A 4,480-nucleotide genomic window follows, 5' to 3' on the forward strand; every position below is an offset into this window, starting at 1 on the left:
AAAAGCCCGGTTGAGATTTCAGCCGACATTCTTCGCGTTCTCCGTCTGCGCGCGGAAGCGTCGGTGGGTGGCCCTCTGGTCGGAGCGGTGATTACCGTTCCTGCCTACTTCGATGACTCACAGCGTCAGGCGACCAAGGACGCGGCAAAGCTGGCCGGGCTTTCGGTTCTGCGTCTGCTGAATGAACCGACCGCAGCCGCCATTGCCTATGGTCTGGATAACGCGGCCGAGGGAGTCTATGCCGTTTACGACCTGGGTGGCGGCACGTTCGACATCTCGATCCTCAATCTGTCCAAGGGCGTGTTCGAGGTCATGGCCACGGGTGGCGATTCGGCGCTGGGGGGTGATGACTTCGATCAGCGCATTTTCTGCTGGATTCTCGAGGCCGCCAAACTAAAGCCGTTATCGATCGAGGATGCCCGCCAACTTCTGACCTGTGCCCGTGAAGCCAAGGAGTACCTTACCCTGCACGGCGTTGCGCCGATCACGGCACGGCTGAACAGCGGTGAAGTGGTCGATCTGAGACTGACGACCGGAATTTTCACCGAAATAACGCAAACGCTGGTTGCCAAGACCATTCAACCGGTCAAGAGAGCATTGCGCGATGCCGGGTTGTCAGGTTCGGAAGTCAAGGGTGTGGTCATGGTTGGCGGCGCTACGCGCATGCCGCAGGTACAGCGTGCTGTCGGCGAATTTTTCAAGCAGGAGCCCTTGAACAATCTTGATCCGGACAAGGTTGTCGCCTTGGGCGCGGCGATGCAGGCCAATCTGCTGGCTGGCAACCGGGCTGCCGGTGACGACTGGCTGTTGCTCGACGTTATTCCGCTCTCGCTCGGGCTGGAAACCATGGGCGGTCTGGTTGAAAAAATCATCCCGCGCAACTCGACGATTCCGGTAGCGCGAACTCAGGAATTCACCACCTATCGCGATGGCCAGACGGCATTGGCGGTGCATGTTGTGCAAGGCGAACGCGAACTGGTCAGTGATTGCCGTTCGCTGGCGCGCTTTGAGCTGCGCGGCATACCGCCGATGGTGGCGGGTGCGCCACGAATTCGCGTGACCTTCCAGGTCGATGCGGATGGTTTGCTTTCCGTTTCGGCACGTGAACTGACCTCCGATGTCGAAGCCGGCATTACCGTCAAGCCCTCGTATGGGCTCTCCGATGACGAAATTGCGGGCATGCTCAAGGATTCAATGACGCATGGCAAGGATGATGCGCTCAGGCGGGCCTTGAAGGAAGCGCAGGTCGAAGCACAGCGTTTGATCGAAGCCGTTCAGTCGGCACTGAAGAGCGACAGTGATTTGTTGTCGAAAGATCAACTGGAAAAGATTGAAGCCTCCATCGCCAAGTTACAGACGACGGCGCTTGGTGACAATCGCCGGCACATCACCTTGGCCATGGACGATCTTGAGGCGGATACCAAGGATTTTGCCGCGCGACGCATGGATAAGTCGATTCGCCGCGCATTTTCCGGCAAGAGCATCAATGAACTTGACGCAGGCGCAAATTCTTCAAAGATCCAGGGAGAAACGGTGTGACGCAGATCATCGTTCTGCCGCATATCGAGCTTTGCCCGGAGGGTGCGGTGATCGAGGCCAGGGCAGGGGAATCCGTCTGCCAGAACTTGCTCGAAAACGGTATTGCCATCGAACACGCCTGTGAAATGTCCTGCGCCTGCACGACCTGCCACGTTATCGTTCGCGAGGGCTTCGACTCTCTTGAACCGTCCGAGGAGCTGGAGGACGATCTGCTCGACAAAGCCTGGGGACTGGAACCGAACTCCCGTCTATCGTGTCAGACGATTGTCAATGAGGCACCCTTGACCATCGAGATCCCGCGCTACTCGATCAACATGACCAAGGAAGGCAAGCGATAGGAGATGCAGCAATGAAATGGACCGATATCAACGATCTTGCCATCGAGCTAGCTGAAGCCCATCCCGACGTCGATCCACTGAGAATCAACTTTGTCGACCTGATGAACTGGGTCGTCGCCTTGCCCGGTTTTGATGACAATGCAAAACACTGCGGCGAGAAGATTCTGGAGGCGATCCAGCAGGCCTGGATCGAGGAGATGCAATGAAGCCCGAGGAATTCGGTGGCATCCAGCGTAATGTGCTTGGCGGGCCGCTCGGTCGTTGCAGCGACAAACCGCTGACCGGGTTTTTCCGCGATGGCTGTTGCAATACGAGCGAAGAAGATCTTGGCAGCCATACCATTTGCGTGGTGCTGACCGCCCAGTTTCTGCAGTTCTCAAAGGTGCGCGGCAACGATCTCTCAACGCCTCGCCCCGAATTCGACTTTCCCGGTCTCAATCCCGGTGACCGCTGGTGTCTCTGTGCCGCGCGCTGGCGTGAAGCCTTTCAGGCCGGAATGGCACCGCAAGTCGTGCTCAATGCCTGCAATGAAATGGCTCTGGAGATCGTCAGCCTCGACGATCTCAAGCGATTCGCGATTGATCTCAATTGATCAACCGCGGTCTTCCTGATCATGCTTTGCTGAAGCGCATGACGCCGCTCTGGCAGCTCACGCGGATCGTATCGCCTGCACCGAAACTGCCTTCGAGAATCGCCTTGGCCAGGGGGTTTTCAAGCTGCGACTGAATCGCGCGCTTCAAGGGGCGCGCACCGAACACCGGGTCGAATCCGGCTGCGGCCACTTCGGAGATTGCGCTGTCGTCGATCTCGACCCTCATTTCGAGTTGTGCCAGTCTCTTTTCGAGATATCCAAGCTGAATTCTGGCGATCGACTTGATGTGTTTTTCGTCGAGCGCATGGAAAACGACAACTTCGTCGATGCGGTTGATGAACTCCGGCCGGAAATAGCTCTTCACTTCACCCATCACCGCCAGTTTTATCACCTGATAATCGTCGCCGGACATCTGCTGAATCATCTGGCTGCCAAGATTCGAGGTCATGACGATTACCGTGTTCTTGAAATCAACGGTTCGCCCCTGTCCATCGGTCATGCGGCCATCATCCAGCACTTGCAGCAGCACGTTGAAGACATCCGGATGTGCTTTCTCGATTTCGTCAAGCAGGATCACGCTGTAGGGCTTGCGCCTTATGGCTTCAGTCAGATAGCCGCCTTCCTCATAGCCGACGTAGCCCGGAGGCGCACCGATCAGGCGCGACACCGAGTGTTTTTCCATGAACTCGCTCATGTCGACGCGGATCATGTGATCTTCCGAATCGAACAGGAAGCCGGCCAGCGCCTTGCACAACTCGGTCTTGCCGACCCCGGTCGGGCCGAGGAAGAGGAACGAACCGTAAGGCCGGTTCGGATCGGCCAGTCCGGCCCGCGAGCGACGAATGGCGTCGGACACCAGACGCACCGCTTCATCCTGACCGACGACGCGCTGATGCAAACGATCCTCCATGAGCAGCAGTTTTTCGCGTTCGCCCTGCATCATCTTGGAAACCGGGATGCCGGTGGCGCGCGAAACCACTTCGGCAATTTCCTCGATGCCGACCTGGGTGCGCAATAGCTTGTTTTTTTGTGCGCCATCACCCGATACTTCCGCCGCTTTCAGTTGCGCCTCAAGCTGCGGCAGCTTGCCGTATTGCAGCTCGGCCACCTTGTCCAGCTTGCCTTCGCGTTGCAGACGGGTGATTTCTACCTTGAGCTTTTCGATCTCCTCCTTGATGTACGCACTGCCTTGAACCTGCGCCTTCTCGGCTTTCCAGATTTCTTCAAGATCGTTGTATTCGCGCTCCAGCTTGAGCAATTCATCCTCGATCAGGCGCATGCGCTTCAGTGATGCTTCGTCCTTTTCCTTGCGCACGGCCTCGCGCTCGATCTTGAGCTGGATCATGCGGCGGTCAAGTTTGTCCATCACTTCGGGACGCGAGTCGATTTCCATCCTGATCCGCGCCGCGGCCTCGTCGATCAGGTCGATGGCCTTGTCCGGCAAAAAGCGGTCGGTGATGTAGCGATGGCTCAATTCGGCCGCGGCAACGATGGCCGGGTCGGTAATCGCGACGCCGTGGTGCAGTTCGTACCTGTCCTGCAGGCCGCGCAAAATTGCGATCGTGCTTTCGACCGACGGTTCATCGACGAGCACCTTCTGGAAACGCCGCTCCAGTGCCGCGTCTTTTTCCACGTATTTGCGGTATTCGTCGAGCGTGGTCGCGCCGACGCAATGCAGCTCGCCACGCGCCAGTGCCGGCTTGAGCATGTTGCCGGCATCAATGGCGCCTTCGGCCTTGCCGGCGCCGACCATGGTGTGCAATTCGTCAATGAAGACAATGATGCGGCCCTCGTCGAGTGCGATCTCCTTGAGCACGGCTTTCAGCCGCTCCTCGAACTCGCCGCGATATTTCGCGCCGGCCAGCAAGGCAGCCATGTCCAGACTGAGCACCCGCTTGCCCTTGAGCGTTTCCGGCACTTCGTCATTGACGATGCGCTGAGCCAGGCCTTCGACGATCGCCGTCTTGCCGACGCCCGGTTCGCCGATCAGCACCGGGTTGTTCTTGGTGCG

5 protein-coding genes are annotated in these 4,480 nt (G+C 58.1%); 4 read left to right on the top strand and 1 reads right to left on the bottom strand.

Annotated elements, in window-relative coordinates:
- The 4 genes from hscA to PROAA_RS03690 form a co-directional block, all read left to right on the top strand.
- Positions 1-1,539: Fe-S protein assembly chaperone HscA (hscA, locus tag PROAA_RS03675; protein ID WP_186410038.1), on the top strand; the 1,539-nt coding region annotated here is incomplete at its 5' end.
- Positions 1,536-1,877 (top strand): ISC system 2Fe-2S type ferredoxin, encoded by a 342-nt coding sequence (gene fdx / locus PROAA_RS03680; RefSeq protein WP_186410039.1) that lies wholly within the window; start codon positions 1,536-1,538, stop codon positions 1,875-1,877. The genes hscA and fdx, both read left to right, overlap by 4 nt.
- A gap of 11 nt (positions 1,878-1,888) precedes the next feature.
- On the top strand, positions 1,889-2,083 hold the full coding sequence (gene iscX / locus PROAA_RS03685; RefSeq protein ID WP_186410040.1) for a Fe-S cluster assembly protein IscX: 195 nt from the start codon (positions 1,889-1,891) through the stop codon (positions 2,081-2,083).
- A complete protein-coding gene (locus tag PROAA_RS03690) occupies positions 2,080-2,469 on the top strand; it encodes a DUF2237 family protein (RefSeq protein ID WP_186410041.1) in 390 nt (129 codons plus the stop codon). The genes iscX and PROAA_RS03690 overlap by 4 nt, the downstream gene beginning before the upstream one ends.
- Positions 2,470-2,488: 19 nt before the next feature.
- Here PROAA_RS03690 and PROAA_RS03695 read toward each other — a convergent pair.
- Positions 2,489-4,480: AAA family ATPase (locus PROAA_RS03695; protein WP_186410042.1), on the bottom strand; the 1,992-nt coding region annotated here is incomplete at its 5' end.

It is taken from the genome of Candidatus Propionivibrio aalborgensis, from assembly GCF_900089945.1.
In the GTDB taxonomy this organism is placed as follows: Bacteria; Pseudomonadota; Gammaproteobacteria; order Burkholderiales; family Rhodocyclaceae; genus Propionivibrio; species Propionivibrio aalborgensis.